The 22812-nt window shown below is 64.9% G+C and carries 20 protein-coding genes; 2 read left to right on the top strand and 18 right to left on the bottom strand.

Annotated elements, in window-relative coordinates; translation table 11 throughout:
- Nucleotides 1-98: 98 nt before the first annotated feature.
- From J2Z17_RS06450 to yajC, 4 genes are all read right to left on the bottom strand, one after another.
- Nucleotides 99-911: a phytoene/squalene synthase family protein gene (locus tag J2Z17_RS06450; RefSeq protein ID WP_209943756.1), complete on the bottom strand. Its 813-nt coding sequence runs from the start codon at nucleotides 909-911 to the stop codon at nucleotides 99-101.
- 157 nt (nucleotides 912-1068) lie between these two features.
- The gene (locus J2Z17_RS06445; protein WP_209943308.1) at nucleotides 1069-1458 is read right to left on the bottom strand and encodes an Mth938-like domain-containing protein; all 390 of its coding nucleotides are present in this window, start codon (nucleotides 1456-1458) and stop codon (nucleotides 1069-1071) included.
- 4 nt (nucleotides 1459-1462) lie between these two features.
- A complete protein-coding gene (secDF, locus tag J2Z17_RS06440; protein WP_209943306.1) occupies nucleotides 1463-4015 on the bottom strand; it encodes a protein translocase subunit SecDF in 2553 nt (850 codons plus the stop codon).
- A 73-nt stretch (nucleotides 4016-4088) separates the two neighbouring features.
- The gene (gene yajC, locus J2Z17_RS06435; RefSeq protein ID WP_209943304.1) at nucleotides 4089-4439 is read right to left on the bottom strand and encodes a preprotein translocase subunit YajC; all 351 of its coding nucleotides are present in this window, start codon (nucleotides 4437-4439) and stop codon (nucleotides 4089-4091) included.
- Between the two features lie 208 nt (nucleotides 4440-4647).
- Between yajC and J2Z17_RS06430 the strand changes: the two genes are divergently transcribed.
- A complete protein-coding gene (locus J2Z17_RS06430; RefSeq protein WP_209943302.1) occupies nucleotides 4648-5517 on the top strand; it encodes an ATP-binding protein in 870 nt (289 codons plus the stop codon).
- A gap of 75 nt (nucleotides 5518-5592) precedes the next feature.
- On the opposite strand, the gene J2Z17_RS06425 is transcribed toward J2Z17_RS06430, so the two are convergent.
- From J2Z17_RS06425 to J2Z17_RS06360, 14 genes are all read right to left on the bottom strand, one after another.
- The gene (locus J2Z17_RS06425; protein ID WP_209943300.1) at nucleotides 5593-6969 is read right to left on the bottom strand and encodes a peptidoglycan DD-metalloendopeptidase family protein; all 1377 of its coding nucleotides are present in this window, start codon (nucleotides 6967-6969) and stop codon (nucleotides 5593-5595) included.
- A gap of 134 nt (nucleotides 6970-7103) precedes the next feature.
- On the bottom strand, nucleotides 7104-7745 hold the full coding sequence (locus J2Z17_RS06420; protein ID WP_377300212.1) for a protein-L-isoaspartate(D-aspartate) O-methyltransferase: 642 nt from the start codon (nucleotides 7743-7745) through the stop codon (nucleotides 7104-7106).
- Nucleotides 7746-7753: 8 nt separating this feature from the next.
- Nucleotides 7754-8527 (bottom strand): 5'/3'-nucleotidase SurE, encoded by a 774-nt coding sequence (gene surE / locus J2Z17_RS06415; RefSeq protein WP_209943296.1) that lies wholly within the window; start codon nucleotides 8525-8527, stop codon nucleotides 7754-7756.
- Nucleotides 8528-8536: 9 nt separating this feature from the next.
- Nucleotides 8537-9820, bottom strand: coding sequence for a serine--tRNA ligase (serS, locus tag J2Z17_RS06410; protein WP_209943294.1), 1284 nt, complete (start codon nucleotides 9818-9820; stop codon nucleotides 8537-8539).
- 105 nt (nucleotides 9821-9925) lie between these two features.
- Nucleotides 9926-10738, bottom strand: coding sequence for a twin-arginine translocase subunit TatC (gene tatC, locus J2Z17_RS06405; protein WP_209943292.1), 813 nt, complete (start codon nucleotides 10736-10738; stop codon nucleotides 9926-9928).
- Nucleotides 10735-11442: a Sec-independent protein translocase protein TatB gene (tatB, locus tag J2Z17_RS06400; RefSeq protein ID WP_209943290.1), complete on the bottom strand. Its 708-nt coding sequence runs from the start codon at nucleotides 11440-11442 to the stop codon at nucleotides 10735-10737. The genes tatC and tatB overlap by 4 nt, the downstream gene beginning before the upstream one ends.
- A 51-nt stretch (nucleotides 11443-11493) precedes the next feature.
- Complete coding sequence (locus J2Z17_RS06395) at nucleotides 11494-11688, bottom strand: twin-arginine translocase TatA/TatE family subunit (RefSeq protein ID WP_209943288.1); 195 nt, start codon at nucleotides 11686-11688, stop codon at nucleotides 11494-11496.
- 43 nt (nucleotides 11689-11731) lie between these two features.
- The gene (locus J2Z17_RS06390; protein ID WP_245223934.1) at nucleotides 11732-12835 is read right to left on the bottom strand and encodes an ABC transporter ATP-binding protein; all 1104 of its coding nucleotides are present in this window, start codon (nucleotides 12833-12835) and stop codon (nucleotides 11732-11734) included.
- 70 nt (nucleotides 12836-12905) lie between these two features.
- Entirely contained in the window at nucleotides 12906-13541 is a 636-nt protein-coding gene (gene scpB, locus J2Z17_RS06385; protein ID WP_209943755.1) for an SMC-Scp complex subunit ScpB, read from the bottom strand.
- Nucleotides 13542-13675: 134 nt separating this feature from the next.
- A complete protein-coding gene (locus J2Z17_RS06380; protein WP_209943284.1) occupies nucleotides 13676-14536 on the bottom strand; it encodes a segregation and condensation protein A in 861 nt (286 codons plus the stop codon).
- Nucleotides 14536-15552: a beta-N-acetylhexosaminidase gene (gene nagZ / locus J2Z17_RS06375; RefSeq protein WP_209943282.1), complete on the bottom strand. Its 1017-nt coding sequence runs from the start codon at nucleotides 15550-15552 to the stop codon at nucleotides 14536-14538. Before nagZ ends, J2Z17_RS06380 begins: the two co-directional genes overlap by 1 nt.
- A gap of 125 nt (nucleotides 15553-15677) precedes the next feature.
- On the bottom strand, nucleotides 15678-19130 hold the full coding sequence (locus J2Z17_RS06370) for an SPOR domain-containing protein (protein WP_209943280.1): 3453 nt from the start codon (nucleotides 19128-19130) through the stop codon (nucleotides 15678-15680).
- A 63-nt stretch (nucleotides 19131-19193) separates the two neighbouring features.
- Complete coding sequence (argS, locus tag J2Z17_RS06365) at nucleotides 19194-20954, bottom strand: arginine--tRNA ligase (protein WP_209943278.1); 1761 nt, start codon at nucleotides 20952-20954, stop codon at nucleotides 19194-19196.
- 61 nt (nucleotides 20955-21015) lie between these two features.
- Entirely contained in the window at nucleotides 21016-22233 is a 1218-nt protein-coding gene (locus J2Z17_RS06360; RefSeq protein WP_209943276.1) for a deoxyguanosinetriphosphate triphosphohydrolase, read from the bottom strand.
- Nucleotides 22234-22439: 206 nt separating this feature from the next.
- Between J2Z17_RS06360 and erpA the strand changes: the two genes are divergently transcribed.
- Nucleotides 22440-22772, top strand: a complete 333-nt coding sequence (gene erpA, locus J2Z17_RS06355; protein ID WP_209943274.1) for an iron-sulfur cluster insertion protein ErpA — start codon at nucleotides 22440-22442, stop codon at nucleotides 22770-22772.
- Nucleotides 22773-22812 lie beyond the last annotated feature (40 nt).

The raw sequence follows: 22812 nt of genomic DNA, 5'->3' as shown, positions 1-22812 counted from the left end.
GGATGTGATGCGTCTCTGGGTTCTGCGGTTCAGGCGTCGTACCAGCCGAGCCTTGCGCGAATGCTGTGATCTGAAGACAGGGCAGCAACGGCTGGATGCTACAGCCGGCGCATGGCAAGCGCCGACACCATCCTGATCTGGCGACGCAGCTGGCCCGGCCGGATATCGGTGGACAGAATGCGGCCGCCCAGTCGCGACGCCTTGATAAGCACGGGCTCTGCCAGCGTCGCCGGCAGATAGGCCGGCATCAGCCCCGCCGGCGGGCGCCCTGCTTCCCTCGCCTTCTGCAAATGCTCTCGCCCGAGCCCCGCAAAGGCTTCGATCGCTGCATCGAGACGCGGATCCTTGTCGATCCGCAGGAAGCTCTCGCGGTCGAGGCCGACCGAGGTCAGCAGCTCGACCGGCAGATAGACCTGGCCGCGACGACGATGGATCGGCATCAACAGGATCAGTCCGGCGATCGCCTGCGCGATCCCCGCATGGCCGGCCGCCTGCGCATGACCGGCGGCCGCCCTGGGATCCAGCACGAGGCTTGCCAGCTGGATCAGCGCCGAGGCCGTTTCGCCGGCATAGCCTTCCAGCATGCCGCGGCTTTCGATCGGATCGTCATAGAGGTCGAACAGTCGCGCATCGATCATCGCCAGAAGCGGCGCCCTCGGCAAATGATGGGTCTCGACGGCCGCCATCAGGGCCGTTGCGACAGGATTGGCCTGGGTCTCGCCATGCGCCTTGCCGTCCAGCAGGTCGCGCCAGTATTGCAACCGGATCTCGCCGGGCAGCGGCTCGTGCACCACGTCGCGCACGCGTGCCAGTTCGGCGGCAAAGGCATAAAGGGCCGCCAGCGCCTCGCGCCTGTCTGCCGGAGACAGCAGGCAGGCCAGGTAGCGGTCGCGATCGAGATCCCGCAACATTCCCAGGCTTTCCGCCGCATTGTCGTGTCGAGCTTGGCTCACCGATGACCTCTTGATGGCTGTTGCGGCGATCCTTGGCGGTCGACGTCCGGACGCGGCAAAACCAATGACATTGCCGCCTGCCCGGCGCCCCGGCAACGACCTGCGGACGGTGCCGCTAGACCACCGCGATCAGCGCGGCAGCGACGGCGCGCTCTTCCGCCAGCATGATGTTGTAGGTGCGCACCGCAGCGCCGGTGCTCATCGGATCGCTGGCGATCCCCCTGGCCTTCAGCGCCGCCTTCAGTTCGGCCGGCAGGGGGACCATCCCCATGCCGGTGCCGACCAGCAGGACCTCGATACCGTCGGCGTCATCCAGCACCTGCTGGAAACGGTCGGCGGTGAGCGGATCCCCCTCGGCCATGTCCCATCCGTGCACCCCCGACGGCAGCATCAGCAGAGAGCCGCGATGCGACATGTCGGCAAAGCGAAAGCCGCCATTGCCATAGGCATCCACCGGCGCACGCCCCGGGAAATGCGCATCGCGCATGATGATTCCCTTTGCCAACAGCTCAGACCTGCGCCTTGTTGGCGCCGGCCGGCGCATCGTCCTTGTCGTCCGCAAAGCTTTCCGGACGCAGCTTGAAGGCGATCAGCACCGGTGCCGCGATATAGATCGACGAGAAGGTGCCGACAAACACGCCGAACAGCATGGCGAGCGTAAACGAGGCAATGACTTCGCCACCGAACAGGTAGAGCGCCAGAAGCGCCAGAAGCGTCGTCGAGCTGGTCAGCACCGTGCGCGACAGTGTCTGGTTGATCGAGGTGTCGATCACCACGTCGAGCGGCATCTTGCGATAGCGCCTGAGGTTTTCGCGCATGCGGTCATAGACCACCACCGTGTCGTTCAGCGAGTAACCGATGATCGTCAGGATGGCCGCGATACTGGTGAGGTTGAACTCGATGCCGAGTGCCACGAACAGGCCGAGCGTCAGGATCACGTCATGCAGCGTGGCGATGATCGCACCCACGGCAAACTGCCACTCGAAGCGGAACCAGATATAGACGAGGATCGCCAGCAGCGCCACGGCGACACCGATGGTCGCACTGCGGGTCAACTCGCCCGAGACCACGGGGCCAACCACTTCCACACGCCGGAAGTCGTAGTTGTCCTCGAGTTCGCCGCGAACCTTGGCGATCGCCGATTGCTGGGCGCCGTCGCCGCCGTCCTGAGCCTGAACCCGCACCAGAACGCTGGCTGGATCGCCGAAGCCCTGGGCCTGGACGTCGCCGAGATTGAGGGTGGTCAGCCGCTCGCGGATGTCACGAATGTCGGCATCGCCCTGGCGCGCCTTCAGCTCCATGATCGAGCCACCCTTGAAGTCGATGCCGAGATTGAGGCCGACGGTGGTGAAGCCGACAAGCGAGGCAACGGACAGGATGGCGGCGCCGGTGAAGATATAGCGGCGGATGCCCATGAAGCGGATGTTCTGCGCATCGAAGATACCGGTGCGGATGCCCTTCGGCAGATGCTTGGGCCGCCGCCAGCGATACCAGGTGGCCACCAGCCAGCGGGTCATGGTGAAGGCGGTAAAGACGGTGGTGATGATACCGACGGCAAGCGTCACCGAAAAGCCACGCACCGGACCGGAGCCGAGGAAGAACAGCACGGCTGCGGCAATCAGCGTCGTCAGGTTGGCGTCGACGATGGTGGCGAATGCCTTGTTGAAGCCGATCTCGATCGCCTGGACCAGCGAACGGCCGGATTTCACCTCTTCGCGGATACGCTCGAAGACCAGCACGTTGGAGTCCACCGCCATGCCCATGGTGAGCACGATACCGGCGATACCCGGCAGGGTCAGCGTCGATCCGATGATGCTCAGCACGGCGAAGATCATGATCACGTTGGCGACCAGCGCGATATTCGCCATGACGCCGAAACCGCCATAGAAGAGCAGCATGAAGACCACGACGGCAATCGCGCCGATGATGCTGGCATTCATGCCGGCATTGATCGAGTCCTGGCCAAGGCCCGGACCGACGGTGCGTTCCTGTACGATGGTCAGTGTTGCCGGCAATGCACCGGCGCGCAGCAGCACGGCCAGGTCGTTGGCCCCCTGCACGGAGAAATTACCCGAGATCTGGCCGGATCCGCCGACGATCGGCTCGCGGATCACCGGTGCCGAAATCACCTGGTTGTCGAGGACGATGGCAAACGGCTTGCCGACATTCTGGGTGGTGATCTGGGCGAAGCGCTGGGCGCCCTGGCTGTCGAAACGGAAGGTGACGACGGGCTCGTTGTTCTGCTGGTTGAAGGTCGCCTGGGCATCGGTGAGGTTTTCGCCGGAGACCAGGGTGCGCTTCTGGATCAGATAGGGCACAGCCGGTTCGTCGGTCGAATAGAGAACCTCGGAGCCTGCCGGCGGGCGACCGCTGATCGCCTCCTGCACCGGCATCGAGCTGTCGACCATGTGGAAGGTCAGCTTGGCGGTCTGGTTGAGCAGGGCCTTGAGACGCTGCGGATCCTGCAGCCCGGGCACCTGAACGATGATGCGGTCCTCACCCTGGCGCTGGATCACCGGTTCGGTGGTGCCGAGTTCGTCGACGCGGCGGCGCACCACCTCGATCGACTGCGTCAGCGCCGAGGAGACCCGGTAATTGATGCCGTCATCGGTGAGGTTCAGCCGCAGCAGGCCGTCGCCGGCGTCGTCCAGCGAGACTTCCTGCACGGTACCGCCCGTCAGACCACCGACGCTGACCGGCGCGGTGAGGTCGTTCAGGGCATCCTTGGCGGCCTGCAACTGGGTCGTATCGCTGATGCGCACCTGGACCGTCTGGCCATTGCCGGCAAGACCGGTATAGCGAATGCTCTTGTCGCGGAGCGCCGTGCGCACATCACCGACCACCGTCTCCAGACGGTCCTTGACGATGTCGCCGCGCTCCAGCTTGAGCATGATGTAGGAACCGCCCTGCAGATCGAGGCCAAGCGTGACCTTGTCCTTGGGCAGGAAAGACGGAAAGCGATCCAGCTGGTCCTTGGTGAAAAGGTTCGGTACGGCGAACAGCACGCTGACGACGACGATCAGCCAGATTATCAGGGTCTTCCACCGCGAGTAGTACAGCATGTAGGTCTCGATTTCCGGGGTTGGGGCTTACATAATTGAGCAAAGGCGCGGGGGAATGCCCCGCGCCTGCCATTCAGGACTTCGCGTCGGTCTTGACCGGTTCGCCCTTGACGCGAACCTCGGCCACATGGGTGCGCATGGCACGGACACGGATACCGTCGGCGATCTCGACTTCGAGTTCGTTGTCGTCGACCACCTTCGACACCTTGCCGATGATGCCGCCGCCGAGGACAACCTGGTCACCCCGACGGATCGACGAGAGGGTTTCCTGACGCTTCTTCATCTGGGCACGCTGCGGACGGATCAGAAAGAAGTACCAGACCACCATCAACGGCACGAACAGGAAAAGCATTTCCATGCCCGAACCAAAACCACCTACTCCTTGAGCAGCGGCGTCCTGGGCATATGCCGGTGTGAAAAACATAGAAGACTCCCTCATCTTTACAGAAAGGCGCGGCACATATGCCTCGACAGGTGGCCGGAATATATTGTTGCAAGGGTGGAATGCAACACAAACAGGCCTTCTGCGTACCGATTTTGCGCCTGTAATCCTTTCTGCGGGCAATTTGCCGTGTTACCCGCAGCGCCAGCATGTATTCAGACCGCCCCGAAAGCGGTGAACGGGAGACATCATGGCGAAGAGAATCGATGACCTGATCCTGGAAGTGCGGCGTCTGGCCGATGCCGTCGAGCGGATCGCCGGCCCGGCGCCTGCCGAAAACGACTGGCAGAGCGCCGACTGTTTCGTCTGGTCGCCCGAACGTCGCCACCTGCAGCCGGTGCCCCGGCCAAACCGCGTGGCCCTGACCCTGATCCGCGGCGTCGATCATGTGCGCGACATCCTGCACGAAAACACGCTGCGCTTCGCCGAAGGCTTCGCCGCCAACAATGTGCTGCTGTGGGGCGCGCGCGGCATGGGCAAGTCGTCCCTGGTCAAAGCCGTGCATGCCGATATCCGGTCCGCGGGCCACGACCGGCTGAAACTGGTCGAGGTCCACCGGGAGGATATCGACACGCTGCCGCAGCTGCTCGACGTGCTGAAGGGCGCCCGCTACCGCGTCATCCTGTTTTGCGACGACCTGTCCTTCGACCATGACGATACCGCCTACAAGTCGCTGAAGGCAGCCCTCGACGGCGGCATCGAGGGGCGCCCGGACAATGTCCTGTTCTACGCCACGTCGAACCGGCGCCATCTCCTGCCCCGCCACATGATGGAAAACGAACAGTCGACGGCGATCAATCCGTCCGAGGCGGTCGAGGAGAAGGTGTCGCTTTCGGACCGTTTCGGCCTCTGGCTCGGCTTCCACAAATGCAGCCAGGACGACTATCTGGCGATGATCGACGGCTATGCCGACCATTTCGACCTGGGGCTTGAGCGCGCGCAATTGCACCATGAAGCGCTCGAATGGGCCACCACCCGTGGCGGTCGCTCGGGGCGCGTGGCATGGCAATATATCCAGGATCTCGCCGGGCGCCTGCGCAAGCCCCTGCCAGGTGCCTGAGACAGGCTTGCCCCGGACAGCAAGAAGGCCCGGTTTGCACCGGACCTTCTGCTTTACATCCTGATACGCAAAACACTATTCCAGGAATGTCATGGGGTCGACGGGGCTGGCGTCCTTGCGCACTTCGAAGTGCACCTGCGGACGTTTCGCGCTTCCGCTCATCCCGGATTTCGCAATCTGCTGGCCACGCTGGACCTTCTGGCCGCGCTGGACGCTGAGCGCATCCGCATGGCCGTAGACCGTCACGGTTCCGTCCTGATGGCGCACCAGCACCGTATTGCCCAGTTCCTTCAGGCCGTTGCCGGCATAGATGACCACGCCGTTTTCGGCAGCCTTGATCGGCGTGCCCTCCGGCACCGAGATGTCGATGCCGTCATTGCGCTTGCCGCCGACATTCTGGCCGTATTTGGCGATCACCGCGCCGGTGACAGGCCAGCGATACTTGCCGATGCCGGTGCTCTGCGGGGCGCTTGCCTGCGGATCGGCGCTGGCAACCTGCCCGACGCTTTCCGACGCGGCCGAACTCGGCTGCGGATCGGCCTTGGCAACGACCGGCTCGGCCTTGACCACAGCCGGCTCCGCCGAGGGCTTGGAAGAGGCCGGAACGCTCGCGGTCTTGACCATGTCGGCACCCTGGCTCGGCACCTTGAGCTTCTGGCCGACGCGGATGGTGACGCTGCTCAGATTGTTGGCGCTCTTCAGCGCATCGACGCTGGTGCCGGTGTCGCGGGCGATCTTGGCCAGCGAGTCTCCCGGACGGACCACATAGGCGCCCGGATCGCTGTCGGAATTGCCGGCATTGGCGCTATCGGCCGAGCCTTCCTGCTTGACCCGCGACGTCGTCGGCTTGGGCAGGAGGGCGACCTTCTGCTCCGGCGAATTATGCGGCACGGGCACATTGCCCGGATCCGGCAGCGAGGCCGGCTGGGCGGCGACGCGCGACGGATTGCTGCCGGTCACCAGCTGCTCGCGATTGCCGGACGAGGCCGGCTCGATGCGACGGGGCTGCTGGCTTGCCGCGCTTGCCGGCATCGGCTGGGCCAGCGCCATCTGGCGATTGCCGCTCGAGGAAGACGCCTGGTTCGGCGCATCCGAGGGGGCTGCCAGCGCCGAGCGCTCGACGGCGACCGGCTGCGACGAACGGCGGGCGGCCGAGGACGGTTCGGAGGGATAGGATTGAGACGGATAAGGCTGGGCCATGGCCTGGCTCCGCGCGCCGTAGTCCTGCTGGCCCATCTGCGGGGCCGCATAACCGCCGTTTCCGACACTGGCCGCCGGCACCGGAGCGCGCTGGTTGTTGATCGACGCGGTCGTCAGCTCGTCATGGCTCGGCATCAAACTGGAGAAGCGGCTGGCGTCCGAACTGCAGCCCGTGGCAGCACTGGCGAGGAGGGCGGCCGCAACGATGCGGGCAACGGACCAACCGTTTGTCGGTGATTCACTCTGACGCATAACTCGTTCCACAAATACGCAACTGGATGTGGAGTTGATTAAAGCGCGTTAGTGTTACCGGGCCGTTAATCCGACCCCCAGGGCATGAACTATTTCCGGATTTTCCCCGCAACAGGCATCCGGGAATCGGCCCCTCACAGGCAGAGCGACAGGCGCGGCTCGAGCGGCAGAAACGGCACGGGACCGAGCTCCTCGCGCTCGAAACGGCTGCCTGTCTTGGCGAGCCGGGTCAGCATGCAGCGGCCCTCGTCGACGATCACCGGCACCACCGCCACGCCGCCCGACGCCATCTGCTCGGCCATGAAACGCGGCATCTCGGGAAAGGCGGCCGTCGCGATGATCCGGTCGAAGGTCCCCTCGCCCGTCACCCCGGCAGAACCGTCGGCAAGCCGCACCACGACATTCTTCAAACCGAGGTCATCGATCCGCTTTTGCGCGTCGGTCGCAAGTCCGCGATAGCGCTCCAGCGACAGGACACGCTCGGACATCCGGCCGAGCACCGCCGCCATGAAACCGCTGCCGGTGCCGATTTCCAGCACCCGGTGGGCGGGCTTGACGTTCAGTTGCCGCAGCATGCGCACCGTCAGATCGGCCCCTTCCATGAAGGAACCGCAGTCGAGCGGGATCGAGCGGCTGGAATAGGCATGCTCCGCCAGGTAGGACGGCACGAAGGCGGAGCGCGGCGTCTGCTCGACGGCCGTCAGGAGATCGAGATCCGAAATGCCTTCGGCCCGCAGACGCAAAACCAGGGCGGCAAAGCCTTCCCTTTCGATCATGCCTGTCTTCAATCCGGTACTCCAAGCCCCAAAGCTCTGGCCACGCTGTCGCGCGCCGCATAATCCGTCGTATCGACCTTCAACGGCGAAACCGAGACCTTGTTCTCGCTGATCGCGTGCAGATCGGTGCCTGCGGTGAATTCGGTGATCCGCTGACCGAAGCGCAGCCAGTAATACGGAAGTCCGCGGCCATCCTGGCGCTTTTCGACTTCAAGGCCGAAATCGAGCTTGCCCTGCGCCGTCACCTCGACGCCCCTGACATCGGCGGGCGCACAGCGGGGAAAATTGACGTTGAGGAAACTGCCGGCCGGCAGGTCCGTCTCGATCAGCTGCCGGATCAGCCCGGGCCCGATCGTCTCGCCGACCTCCCAGGGCACGCCGTGCTCGGGATTGGCATAATCATAGAGCTGGCTGAGGGCGATCGAACGCACCCCCTGCAGGGCGCCCTCGATGGCACCGGCAACCGTGCCGGAATAGGTGATGTCGTCGGCCAGATTGGCGCCGACATTGATGCCCGAAAGCACCAGATCCGGCTTGCGGTCGAGCACCTCGCGGATCGCCATGATGACGCAGTCGGTCGGCGTGCCGCGCAGGGCGAAGTGCCGGTCGTCGAGCTTGCGCATGCGCAGCGGATCGGACAGCGTCAGCGAATGCGCCAGACCGCTCTGGTCGCTTTCCGGCGCCACCACCCACACATCGTCGGACAGCGTGCGGGCGACACGCTCGAGGACCTTGATGCCCTCGGCGTGAATGCCGTCGTCATTGGTCAGGAGGATGCGCATCAGCCGTCCTCAGTCCGCCTTCTCGATCCGCGTGAGACCGCCCATATAGGGCAGCAGCACGTCTGGCACGGTGATCGAACCGTCCTCGTTCAGGTAGTTCTCCATCACCGCGATCAGGCAGCGGCCGACGGCGGTGCCCGACCCGTTCAGCGTATGAACGAAGGTCGTCGCCTTGTCATCCTTCGCCCGGTAGCGGGCATTCATCCGCCGCCCCTGGAAATCGCCGCAGACCGAGCAGGACGAAATCTCGCGATAGGTGTTCTGCCCCGGCAGCCAGACCTCCAGATCGTAGGTCTTGCGCGCGGAAAAGCCCATATCGCCGGTGCAGAGCGTCATCGTGCGGAAATGCAGGCCGAGACGCTTCAGCACCTCTTCGGCGCAGGCGGTCATCCGCTCATGCTCGGCAATCGCGCTTTCCGCATCGGTAATCGACACAAGCTCGCATTTCCAGAACTGGTGCTGGCGCAGCATGCCGCGGGTGTCGCGGCCGGCGGATCCGGCTTCCGAGCGGAAGGACGGGGTCAGCGCGGTGAAGCGCAGCGGCAGTTTTTCCTGTTCGAGGATTTCCCCCGAGACGAGGTTGGTGAGCGTCACCTCCGCCGTCGGGATCAGCCAGCGGCCGTCGGTGGTCCTGAACAGGTCTTCGGCAAATTTCGGCAGCTGGCCGGTACCGAACACCGCCTCGTCGCGCACCATCAGCGGCGAGGAGACTTCCGTATAGCCATGCTCGCCGGTGTGCAGGTCGATCATGAACTGGCCAAGAGCCCGTTCGAGCCGTGCCAGCGGACCGGTCAGCACCGTGAAGCGCGAGCCCGACAGCTTGGCGGCACGTTCGAAATCCATGTAGCCGAGGGCTTCGCCGATCTCGAAATGTTCCTTCGCCGGATGGTTCCAGCCGGGCTTCTGGCCGGTCGTGCGGGCAACGACATTGTCATGCTCGTCGGCGCCCTCGGGCACGTCATCGAGCGGAATGTTCGGCAGGCTGGAAAGCCGGTCGGCCAGTGCGGCACTCGCGACCCGCTCCTCTTCCTCGGCCTGCGGCAGGCTTTCCTTCAGCTTTGCGACTTCCGCCTTCAGCGTGTCGGCAAGCTCCATGTTCTTCTGCCCCATGGCCGCGCCGATCTCCTTGGAGGCGGCGTTGCGACGGGACTGCATTTCCTGCAGCGAATGGACGACGGAGCGACGCGTCTCGTCAAGCGCGATCAGGGTTGCGGCCTGCGGCTCCGCGCCGCGCTTTGCCAGCGCCGCATCCAGAGCCTCGGGATTGTCGCGGATCCATTTGATGTCAAGCATTGTGCGTACCGGTTCCCAGTCGAGTTCTAGCCGGCCGGAGCGCATGAGATCATGCAGTCCGGCTCGGCGCGTTGGGGCACGCTTGGGTGGAGAAAGGCGAACGCCCTATTCCGGACTGTCCGTCTCGTCGGAAGTCTGAAGAGCTGCTTTCGCCCGGTTTTTCTCCACGAGTCGAGCCGCATGGATGGAAATCTCGTAGAGAAGGATGGTGGGCAGCGCAAGACCGATCTGGGACATCGGATCGGGCGGCGTCAGGATGGCCGCGGCAATGAAGGCGAAGACGATCGCGTATTTGCGCTTGGATGCCAGCCATTTGCTGTCGATCATGCCGACGCGGGCCAGAAGCGTTGTGACCACCGGCAGCTGAAACACCAGGCCGAAGGAGATCACCAGGGTCATGATCAGGCTCAGATATTCCGAGACCTTCGGCATCAGCGAGATCGCGACTTCGCCGTCGGTCGGCGCCTGCTGCATCGACAGGAAGAACCACATCACCATCGGGGTGAAGAAGAAATAGACGAGCGCACCGCCCAGCAGGAACAGGATCGGCGAGGCCACGAGGAACGGCAGGAAGGCTGCCCGTTCGTTCTTGTAGAGACCGGGTGCCACGAATTTGTAGATCTGCGAGGCGATGATCGGAAAGGCGATCACCAGGCCGCCGAACATGGCGACCTTCACCTGGGTGAAGAAGAATTCCTGCGGCGCCGTATAGATCAGCTCGGTCTTCTTGACGTCGAGACCGGCCCAGAGGACCGCCCATTTATAGGGCACGACCAGCAGGTTGAAGAGATCCTTGGCAAAGAAGAAGCAGACCAGGAACGCGAGGAAGAAGGCGCCGATCGACCAGATCAGGCGGGTGCGCAGTTCGATCAGGTGTTCCAGCAGCGGCTGGGGCTTGTCTTCGATATCGCCGGTCATGGCTTGTCCTTCGCGGCGGCAGGGTTCTTCCTGGCACGCGTTGCAGCGGTTTTCGCCTTGGCGGCGACGGGCGCTTCAGCGGCCGGCGTGGCCTTCGCCTTGGCTGCTGCCGGGGCGGCGGCCGCCTTGGCCCTGGTTGCCGGCTTGGCCGTGGCGGCTTTGCCCTTCTTCGTCGCGGCCGTCTTGGCCGGCGCCGTTGCCCGGCTTTTGGTCGATGTGGCCGGCTCGGCCATTTCCACGGCCTGCGCCTTCTTCGCCGCGGCGCGCCTGGGCTTGGCCGGCGCGGCCTCGTTCGCCTCGACCGGGGCAGCCGGCGGCATGATGGACGGCTGTTCGACCAGTTGCGATGTCACCGGCGGGGGCAGAGGATCGGCCATCTCGGGCTTCAGCGGATCGGGGACCGATGTCGCCTTGCTCAGCTCCGAGCGGATATCGTCGCCCGCCTGCATCAGCGGGCTGACGGCATCGCGCACTATCGAACGGGGATTGAACTTGCGCACGTCGGAGATCGTCTTGCTGACGTCGTCCAGCTCGGCCTCTCGCAGCGCTTCGTCGAACTGGGCCCGGAACTCACCGGCCGTATGTCTGAGGCGCGAGGTCATCTTGCCAAAGGCGCGCAGCATCTGCGGCAGGTCTTTGGGCCCCACCACCACGATCAGAATGACCGCGATGACGAGAAGCTCGCTCCAACCTATGTCCAGCATAGAAAGGCTCCTGACGGCGCTGAAGGCGGATGCCGCGCCGAACCTAGAAGGTTACTTGGTTTCGTCGGCCTTGTGCTCGACGGGCTTGACATCGACGTCGTCCTTGTCGTCGTCGGACATGCCCTTCTTGAAGCTCTTGATGCCCTTGGCAACGTCGCCCATCAGCTCGGGGATCTTGCCGCGGCCAAAAAGAAGAAGCACGATCGCCAGCACGATCAGCCAGTGCCACACGCTCAAAGAACCCATACTGCAAACTCCCATATGTCTCAGTCAGATCGATGTAAGGATTTTAGCGCTCTTTTTCAAACACCAAAATATCCTGCTGCTTTACACTGATCGTCACGTCCCGCAAGCCTTTCGGCAGCAAGTCCGCACGAATTCGAGAGCGGATCGCCCGCTCCGAGCCGGGCACGGCCAGTTCGAGGATCTCGACGACACCGATGAAACGTCGCGACAGGACGCGTGCCGGGATCTCGCCCCCCTGCGCTGCGACGGTGACATCCGACAGTCGCACCGCCGCAGAAACCCTTGTTCCGTCGGCATGATTGCCCGCCGGCACGGTGCCGAGCGGGGTCTCGACGCGCCCCTGCTGCACCCGGGTCTGGAACTCGTTGATCTCGGCGAAAAAGGAGGCCGCGAACAGGTCTGCCGGACGGCGATAGATCTCGTGCGCATCGCCCACCTGGACCAGCGCACCATCACGCAAAAGTGCGATGCGGTCGGCCATCCGCATGGCTTCCTCGGCATCGTGGGTGACGACAATCGCCGTCGCCCGGCTTTCGCGCAGGATCGCCAGCGTGTCGGCGCGGATCGTGTCCTTCAGCCGCGAATCCAGCCCGGAAAACGGCTCGTCCATGAGCAGCACACCGGGTCGCGGAGCAAGCGCCCGGGCAAGGGCGACGCGCTGCTGCTCGCCACCCGACAGAACATGCGGATAGGAGGCTGCGTAATGGGCAAGCCCGACCCGGTCCAGCGCCTCGTGCGCCTCGGCGACCGCCGCCTTGCGGCCGAGCGCCGTCAGGCCGAAGCGGACATTGTCGAGGATGGTCATATGGGGAAAGAGCGCGAAGTCCTGGAACATCAGGCCGATGCCGCGTTTTTCCGGCGGCAGGAAGGCCAGGGGGCCGGCGACCTCGCGGTCGTTGATCATCACCCGTCCGCGCGACTGCGCCTCGATGCCGGCGGCAATCTTCAGCAGCGTCGACTTGCCCGATCCGGAGGGGCCGAGCAGGCAGAGGACCTCGCCCGGTTCCGCCGTCAGGCTGACGCCGCGGATCGTCTCCTTGCCGTGATAGCTGTGGTGCACATCATCGAAGGACAGACGTGCGGCAAAGGTCACGGCAAGACGCGGATGGCGCTGCGGCGCTCCGTCGTCAGAATGCGGTTCGGCCATCGTCTTCGCTATCATTCACACTCCGACGGATCCGGTGGCCGGTCGCCTGCTTGCCTCGAAAAAGATGACCCTATTCCTCCGCTTCACCGCCAGGAGTCAAGAGGCCGAGTTCCTCCAGATCGAGCTGGGTGATCGGATCCTCGTCCTCGTCGAGCCCGTCTTCGGCCGAGGGCAGCGGCACCTGGAAGTTCGGCGGGATGCGACCCGACAGCAGCCCCGCGGCCTTCAGCTCTTCCATGCCGGGCAGGTCGCGCAACTCTTCCAGCCCGAAATGATCGAGGAAGTCGCGCGTCGTGCCAAGGGTGACGGGACGGCCGGGCGAACGCCGGCGCCCGCGAAAGCGCACCCAGCCCGCCTCCATCAAGACGTCGAGCGTGCCCTTGGAGGTCTGCACGCCGCGGATCTCCTCGATCTCGGCGCGGGTCACCGGCTGGTGATAGGCAATGATCGCCAGCACTTCGAGGGCTGCGCGCGACAGCTTGCGCACTTCCGTCTCGTCGGTGCGGATGGCAAAGGAGAGGTCGGCGGCGGTGCGGAAGGCCCAGTGACCGTCGACCTGGACCAGATTGACCCCGCGCGGCGCATAAACGGCCTTCAGGCTCTCCATGATCGCGCGGATATCGACCCCACGCGGCAGACGGTCGGCGATGAAGCCTTCCGACACAGGCCCCGACGAGGCAAAGACCAGGGCCTCGGCGATGCGCATCGCCTCTTCGACGACGCGCGGATCGATGGCGGCAGGCTCGATGGCGGCAGGGTCTGTGGCGGCAGGCTCGGTGGCGGCAGTTGCCTGCCCTTCCCCGCGCTCCCGTTCTTCGTCGTCCACGCCCGCACCCTCCGTCAAAGCGTCGGCGCCGTGGAGGGCGCCGGCCGCGTCCCGGCACGCATGAAGATCGGTTCGAACGCCCCGTCCTGGCGGATTTCCAGCCGCCCTTCCCTCACCAGCTCCAGCGAGGCGGCAAAGGCCGATGCGATGGCGGTCACCCGCTCCTCCGGCTTGGTGAGGTAGCGCAGCAGATATTGGTCCAGCGCCATCCAGTCGCCGATCTCGCCGACCATGCGCGTCAGCAGCGCCCGGGCATCGGTCAGCGACCAGACGGTGCGGCGGGAAATCGTCACCTGGGTCACGGCCTGGCGCTGCCGGAGCGAGGCATAGGCGGTCAGCAGGTCGTAGAGCGACGCCTCAAAGGCGGAGTTGGAACGCTCCGGCACATGCTCCGGTGCGCCTCGGGCAAAGATGTCCCGGCCAAGCCGATTGCGGTTGATCAGCCGCGAGGACGCCTCGCGCATGGCTTCCAGCCGCTTCAGCCGGAAGGCCAGCACGGCGGCCAGTTCCTCGCCCGACGGGCCATCGTCCTTGGCCTGCTGGGGAATCAGCAGCCGGGATTTCAGATAGGCGAGCCAGGCCGCCATCACCAGATAGTCGGCGGCAAGCTCGATGCGGATGCGCCGCGCCGTCTCGACGAATTCGAGGTACTGCTCGGCCAGTGCCAGAACGGAGATGCGCGACAGATCGACCTTCTGGCTACGGGCCAGATGCAGCAGAAGGTCGAGCGGACCTTCAAAACCGGCAACGTCGATCAAAAGAGCCGGATCCCCCGTCGCCCGGTCGCTGTCGACGTCCTGCCACAGCTTGTCCATCGGCGTCGTCTGGCCGGTGGCGCGCGGGGCAGGTCCGTTGGCAGCGGGGCGATCGGCCATCAGACAGAGGCCCCCAGATTGTCGAATTCGGCACGCAGGGCCGCCTCGTCGGCATCGTCCGGCGCGGTGAATGCCGCCTCGGCCCGCCGCACGCGCTCCAGGGCCCTGCCCTCCAGCGGACCGACTTCGGCAACCACCGCCTTCATTTCGTCCATCAGGCCATTGCAGTGCAGCACGATGTCGCAGCCGCCGGTGGCGATGTCCCGGGCTCGCTCGCCGATCGTGCCTTTCAGCGCGTTCATCGACGAGTCGTCCGACATCAGCAGTCCGTCGAAACCGATACGGCCACGGATCACCTCCTCGATCACCTTGCGCGAGGTGGTCGCCGGGCGGTCCGGGTCGACGGCGGTGAAGACGATATGCGCGCTCATCGCCATCGGCATATCCGCCAGCTTTCGAAACGGCACGAAATCATGGGCGTCGAGCTCATCCAGCGAGGCCGTCACGACCGGCAGTTCATGATGGGAATCCGCCATGCCGCGGCCGTGGCCCGGCATGTGCTTCATCACCGGCTGCACGCCGCCCGACGAGAGGCCGTCGGCCGCCGCCTTGCCCATGGCGGCCACGATTTCGGGGTCTGTCGCATAGGCCCGGTCGCCGATGACGTTCGAAGCGCCTTCGACGGGCACGTCCAGCACCGGCAGGCAGTCGACATTGATGCCGAAGCGCTGGAGGTCGAAGGCGTGCAGGCGCGACATCAGCCAGGCGGCCCGCAGTCCGTTTTCGGCATTGCGGCGGTAGATTTCACCCAGCACGGCCGCAGACGGATAGCGCTGTGCGATCGGTGGGCGAATGCGCTGAACACGGCCGCCCTCCTGGTCGATCAGTACCGGCGCGTCCGGCCGGCCAACCGCATCGCGAAGGCCCGCGACCAGGTCCGAAATCTCGCTGGCTTCGCCGATATTACGACCGAAGAGGATGAACCCCCAGGGCTGCTCGCCGGCATAAAAGGCACGCTCCTCGGCCGTCAGGGACGTGCCGGAAACGCCAAGGATCATCGCTTTTGAAGTACTCATGCCACCACCTTAGTGCGCCTCTTCCGAAAGCCGAAGGGCCGCGCCACGCCATACACAGGAAAAAGGGCGGAAAACCAGTGGTTTCCCGCCCTTCATCGTCTCATTTGTCGAAGCTGCCCCTGGGGTCAGCGGGCAATCAGGCAGGAGCCGCCGGCCGCCCGGTAGCTCTCGCACATATTGGCCGCGGCATCCTTGTCGCCGGCCGGAATGCGCACCCGGTAATAGGTGCCCTTTCCGGAAATGTCGGCGCGCTTGATATCGACGCCCTTGCCGCCGATCACGCTGGCATAGCGGGCGGCAAGATTGCGATAGGACTTCTGTGCCTCGGCTTCGGACGGCAGCGAAGCGATCTGGATATAATAGCCGCCTGCCGGCGCCGGCGTGTTGGCAACCGGCGCGCTGGCGGCCGGGGCGGCGGCTGCGGTCTCGGTCGGAGCCTGCGTCAGCGGTTGCGCCGGCTGGACGGGCGCCGCAGCCTGCGAACTGGGCGGACGGAGCGAGGGCACGGGCGCGGAGAAATCCGAGCCCTGGGCGGCGCCTGCGCCGGCCTCGACCGAAGCATCGGCGGCGGAAGGCCGCAATTCGGTTCCGAGCGTATCCTGCTGGCTTGCGCCGGACGTCGATCCTTCACCGGTCGGGGCGGCCAGCGCGGGCGCCGTCGCCACGGTGCCCGAATCCTGCGGTGCCGGCGTCGGCTCCTCGGCGGCCACCAGGGTACCGTCCGAGCGGACGATCATGGTGCGCACCTTGCGCGGCGTAATCGTCACGTCGCCATCATCGCCGGCGGCCGAATCTTCCGACCGCATGCCGGGCAGCAGGCGCGGATCCTCCGTTTCGCCGACAGGCGTTGCGTTGTTGCCGGACCCTTCTGCATCTTCCGGAAGGCTCTCCGGCAGCAGCGTCTTCTGCACGACGTCGACGGGCTCCTCGTTGGAGGAGATCAGCGTCTTCTGTTGCGGATCGGTCTTCTGGCCGGCCACGCGGTCATAGACGGCCTTGTCCTGGTTCGGCACCTTGGTGCCACCCGGATTTTCCGGCAGAACCTTGATCGGGTCCTTGTCGGCCAGGATGATCGGCGGCTCGCCGGAGGACAGCACACCGGCGCTGTCGCCGCTGAGGACGAAATAGCCGGCACCGAGCGCCAGCACGGCGACGGCCGCGACCGAACCGATCAGCAGATAGCGGCGAGCGCCACCCGACTGTCCGGCATCGAGCGCGACGCGGGCGGTTGCCACCGGCTCGCGGACCGGGCGCGGCGCGTTGTCGCGCAGATCGACCTCCAGCGCGCGCTGGAAATTCTCGAAATCGTCACTGCTGGACGGAGCCGGGGCCGAGGCGGCCGGGGCCGATGACACCGGAGCCTGCGGCGAGACCGGCTGCGGCGCCGGCGGCACCGTTTCGGCGGCAGCGGCACCGGCAAAGATCGACCCCAGTTCGCTTTCCAGATCGAAGTCGTCGTCCTGGGTCTGCGCCGGCGGCTCGGCCTCGGCAAGGTTGAGGTCCGGCACGTTCAGCGATCCGATCGCCGAGGGGCGATCATCCTGCTCGGCGATCTGGCTCGGATCGAAGGGCAGCGGTCCTGCCGGGGCAGGCGCTGGCGCCACCGCCGCTGCCGGCTTGCGCTCCACGCTGGCATGCATCACCGGAGACAGGCTTGCCGTTGCGACCGACGGAGGTGCGGCCGCCACCGGTGGCTGGCGCACGGGTTCGGCAGCGACGGCCTGCGCTGCCGGCGCGGGTGTCGGTTCCGCGGCCTCAGGGGCAACATCGTCGATGAACTCGGAGAGATCGAGCTCGAGTTCATCGAGGTCGAAATCGAATTCGCCATCGGTGAACGGATCGAAGGCCTCGTCGCTGGTGACCGGCTCGTCCTGCCGCGAAGCCGCCGAGGAGATCTCGCGTTCGACGAAGTCCTCGTTTTCCGCCAGCTGGGCTTCGAACGCCGAGCTGAAATCGAAATCCGCGTGCGCTTCCGACGGTGCGGGCGCCGCAATGGGTGCCGGCGCAACGCGGTCGGGCTCCGGCGTGACATGCGACGAGCTGGCAAAGCCGTCCAGGGCCGAAAGGTCGCCCATGTCCAGCTGACCGGCAAGCTGAGCCTCGGCCATCCGGGCTGCGTCTTCGCCGCCATCCAGGGAAGACCAGGCAGGCTCGGCTGCAGGCACGCGCACCGGTTCGGATGCAACAGCTGCCGCTGGTGCGGGTGCCGGCGTGATCGGCGAGGATGCCGGCTGCGCAATACCCGAGCGCCCCATGACCGGCGTCGTGCGGCTGAAGGCGAAATTGGTCAGCGGCAGGCCCGGACGGTTGGCGCCGGGGGCCGGCCGCGTCAGGTGCGTGCGTGGCGGCGGCACGTCGTCCGTGTCGAATTCGGCAACCGCCATTTCGAGTTCGCCGACGAGGTCGTCGGTCAGATCCTCGGAGGCGGGCTCGAATGGCGTATGGGCTAGCGGCTGTGGCTGCGGGGCATCGAAATACGGCTCCGGTGCGGCGTGGCTGACCGGCTGCGCCTCGATGGGCCCTGCCGGTTCGACCTCGGGTGCCCCGGCCCGTTCGTCCTCTGCCAGCGTATCCTCGAAGGGGGAATACTCTTCGAACGGGATGGTCTCGGCGGCGTCGGCATGCGCGCCGTAGTCCGCATCGGCGGCCTGCGCAAAGCTGTCCTCGCGGCGATCTGCCTCGTGGTGTTCGGCGTAATGCGGCGCGATATCGGTGGTCTCGCCGCGCTGCCAGTCCGACATGTCGAGACCGGAGAGATCGAGGATCGGCAATTCGGGAACGGCCACCTCCGGCTCGGCCTCTGCCGAGGCGTAAGATACGGGCTCGGCGTCAGAAGCAGGCTCGGCGTAAAAGGTACCCTCCGCCTCTGCCGGCGCCGTGTCGGCGGCAGGCTCACGGTAGTCGTCGTAACCGTCCGGCGCCTCGACGAATTGAACCTCGTCGGAGAGCAGCGGCTCGGCCGCCTCGGCGTGCGCATCATCCTCGACGAATTCCGGCAGGTCCGGCTGCATCTCCTCGACCGAAAGCGCCGCGGCAAGCTCGTCTGCGGGATCGCCGCCGCTTGCCGTATGATCGTCGTCATACTCCGGCTCGAAAAACGCGTGGGAGGGCTCGGCAACCGGTTCAGGCGCATCGGGCATCGGCTCGAAAACCGGCTCTGCCGGCGCCAAGGCCGGTTCCGGTTGATCGGCGGCCAGCTGTTCGTGCTCGGAGACATCGTCTTCGGCCAGCACGGGCTCTTCGGCCAGCATGGGCTCTTCGGCCGCCACGTCGGCCGCGACCGGAACAGGTGCTGCGGCGGCGGGCGCTGCAAAGACCGGAACGCGATGGGTCTCGAACTCGCGCATCAGCTCGGCTTCGAGATCCAGCTCGTCCTGCGAGCGGACGGGGCCCGCAGCGACAGGCGCTTCGGCCGGCTCACGTTCCGCGACGTCGGAATGGGGCTCGCGGGAGACATCCTCTCGCTCGGCAGCCGGCGGTTCGAAACCTACGATGCGTGCGAGTTCGGCCAAGGGGTCATCGTCGGCGAACGTGTCGCCGCGGTGATCACCCTGCAGGGCCGCGTGTTTCTGTACCATACCCATTCCCACTCTTTACGCGACAATACGCTTGCCAGCGCTTTATGGGCAAATGGTGACAGTCTATCGCATTTCGTCCGGAGCATTGGTTCCGGTAATGCTCAGTCCCGACTTAAGGACCGACGCGACAGCATGCACCAGCCCAAGTCTGGCGACAGTCGATTGTCGATTATTATCGTTAACAAAGCGTAATTCGGGTTGATCCTTGCCTTTATTCCAATGCGCGTGGAACGAACTTGCCAGATCATAAAGGTAAAAAGCAAGCCGGTGCGGCTCATGCGCCTGGGCTGCAGCCTCGATGACACGGGGATATTCGGCGATTTTGGCGACCAGCTGCATCTCGGCGACCTCCAGCGGATGTTCGCGCACGGCCTGCGCCAACATGGCCGAATCGATGTCGAGATCCTTCAGCACCTCGTTTGCCTGGCGAAACACCGACATGCAGCGCGCATGGGCATACTGCACGTAGAACACCGGATTGTCTTTCGACTGCTCCGTTACTTTGGCAAAATCGAAGTCGAGCGGCTCGCTGCTCTTGCGATAGAGCATCATGAACCGGACGCTGTCGCTGCCGACTTCTTCCACGACTTCGCGAAGCGTGACGAAGTCGCCGGAACGCTTCGACATCTTCACCGGCTCGCCGTTGCGGTAGAGCTTGACCAGCTGGCAGAGCAGCACCGTCAGCTCGACGCTGCCGCCGGAGACGGCCCGCGCCAGGGCTTCCAGGCGCTTGACATAGCCGCCATGATCGGCACCCAGCACATAGATCATCTCTTCGAAATGGCGGTCGTACTTGTCCTTGAAATAGGCGACGTCGGCAGCGAAATAGGTGAACGAGCCGTCCGACTTCATCAGCGCACGGTCGATGTCGTCCCCCACTTCGGTCGAGCGGAACAGCGTCTGCTCGCGGTCTTCCCAGTCTTCCGGCACCTGCCCCTTCGGCGGCGGCAGCTTGCCCTTGTAGACATGGCCCTTGAAGGTCAGGTCGTTGATCGCCGACAGGATCGGGCCGCCATTGCCCTCATGCAGCGTGCGCTCGGAGAAGAACACGTCGTGATGCACGTTGAGCATGGCCAGATCGTCGCGGATCATCGCCATCATCGCGTCGATCGCCTTGTCCTTGATGATCGGCATCCACTGCGCTTCCGGCATGCCGCGCAGCCTGGTGCCGAATTCGTCGGCCAGCGCCTGGCCGACCGGCACCAGATAGTCGCCCGGATAGAGACCGGCCGGAATGTCGCCGATCGTCTCGCCGAGCGCCTCGCGGTAGCGCAGGAAGGTCGAGCGTGCCAGCACGTCGATCTGGCTGCCGGCGTCGTTGATGTAATATTCCTTGGCCACCTTGTAGCCGGCATATTGCAGGAGGTTGGCCAGCGTGTCGCCGACGACGGCGCCACGGCAATGGCCGACATGCATCGGCCCGGTCGGGTTGGCCGAGACATATTCGACATTGACCTTGCGCCCCTGGCCGAGCGACGAGCGGCCGAAATCGGTGCCCCGGTCGACCATGTCGCCGAGCAGCCGCTGCCAATAGGCGGTCGAGAGCCTCAGATTGATGAAGCCCGGACCGGCAACGGTTATCTCGGAAATATCGGCATCGCCCTTCAGGGCCTCGGAGATCGTCTCGGCCAGCGCCCGCGGATTGGTGCCGAGCGGCTTTGCCAGCACCATGGCGGCATTGGTCGCAGCATCGCCGTGACTGGGATCGCGCGGCGGTTCGACGACGATGCGGCCGAAATCCAGCTCGCTTCGCTTCTCCGCGACGATGGCAATCGTCTCGAGTGCGGATTTGATCCGGGCTTCGAAGTCGGCGAATAGGTTCATCACATCTGTCCTGCGTCAGGGTGCCTGAAAGGGCCTGTTTGTTGGGAGAATGGGCGGCGCTCTAGCGCAAATCGGGGGTATGGTCAAACAGCTCGCGGTGCGCGCGCTGGGCAAAGGTATCCGTCATGCCGGCCAGATAGTCGCCCACATGGCGGGCGCGCTGGGGCTCGTCGAGACCCGAGATGTGGTTGACCCAGAAATGGCTGCGCATCAGCTGCGGGTCGGCCATATAGGCCTGGAACAGGTCGGTGACGATCTGCGCTGCCCCGGCCCTTATCCGCATGATGTCGGGGTGGCGATAGATATTTGAAAACAACAGCTTCTTGATCCGGCGGTCGGTTTCCATCATGCCTTCGGAAAAGCTTGCGATCGTCAGGTCGGCATTGCGGATATCGGCCGCGCTCTCCGGCTTCAGCGCCGAGAGCCGCCCTTGCGTGACGGCAATCACGTCCTCCACCATGCGGGTGATCTGCCGGCGCATGATCTCGTTGGTGAAACGCTCGGGGTCGAGATTCGGATATTTGTCGCGCACCTCCTTCATCAGGCCTGCAAGGAAGGGAACGTCCTCCAGCATGTCGAAGGTGAGGTAGCCGGAGCGCACGCCGTCGTCGATGTCATGGGTGTTGTAGGCGATATCGTCGGAGATCGCGGCCACCTGCGCCTCCAGGCTGGCATAGCTTGCAAGTTCCAGGTCATGGATCTCGCAATAGTCGAGGATCGGCTGCGGCACCGGACCGCGCGTCCCCTCGCCCGTCCTGGTCAGCAGCGGGCCGTTGTGCTTGACCAGCCCTTCGAGCGTCTCCCAGGTCAGGTTCAGCCCGTCGAACTCGGCATAGCGGCGCTCCAGCTTGGTGACGATGCGCAGCGACTGGGCATTGTGGTCGAAGCCGCCATAGGGCTCCAGCATCTCGTGCAGCGCGTCCTCGCCGGTATGGCCGAAGGGCGTATGACCGAAATCATGGACGAGCGCCACGCCTTCGGCCAGGTCCTCGTCGATCTTCAACGCCCGCGCCAGGGCGCGGGCCACCTGCGCCACCTCGATCGTGTGGGTCAGCCGGGTACGGTAATGGTCGCCGTCCGGGCCGATGAACACCTGGGTCTTGTGTTTCAACCGGCGAAAGGCCGTGGTATGAACGATCCGGTCACGGTCGCGCTGGAATTCCGAGCGTGTCAGCGACGAGGCCTCGGCAAACAGACGACCCCGCGACGTCCACGGATCGGCCGCAAAGGCGGCCCTTTCGCCAAATCCGAAACCCAAGACCTGCGTGTCGATCGTCATTGCCCGTCCTTACACTCGTACCATCTGCGTCACCGGTGCCCATTGACGCCACCTGCCCGCGTTCATACTTTTAGGCTATACCGGTGTGCAACGGGGCGCATTTGCTTTTCAGAATCGCATCCGCCTTATAACACCTTCCCTTGTCGCGACCTTGACAGGTTGCGGAGCAATCGATTTCTGCGGGCCTTGAACCCGTCGGAGGCCAGATGACCGACCAGACCGTTACCCTATCGCAGTCCGCCGCCAAGCGGATCGCCACCGTGATTTCCTCCGAAGCCGGCAAGGACGCGCTGCGCGTCTCCGTCGAGGGCGGCGGATGTTCCGGCTTTTCCTACAAGTTCGACCTCGAGGCCGGCCGCCAGGACGACGACATCGTGATCGAGCGCGACGGCGCGACCGTGGTCATCGACCCGGTTTCGATCGTCTACATGGCCGGCTCGCAGATCGACTTCGTCGACAACCTGCTCGGCCAGTCCTTCCAGATCAACAATCCGAATGCCGTCGCAAGCTGCGGCTGCGGCACGTCCTTCGCGGTCTGACACCTTCGAGATCGACCGACCCTGGAATATTTCCGGGAAA

The organism is Heterorhizobium halophytocola, assembly GCF_017873095.1.
Lineage (GTDB): Bacteria > Pseudomonadota > Alphaproteobacteria > Rhizobiales > Rhizobiaceae > Allorhizobium > Allorhizobium halophytocola.
The sequence above is the reverse complement of the archived record's forward strand: the minus strand, read 5'-3'. Positions and strand labels throughout refer to the sequence as shown.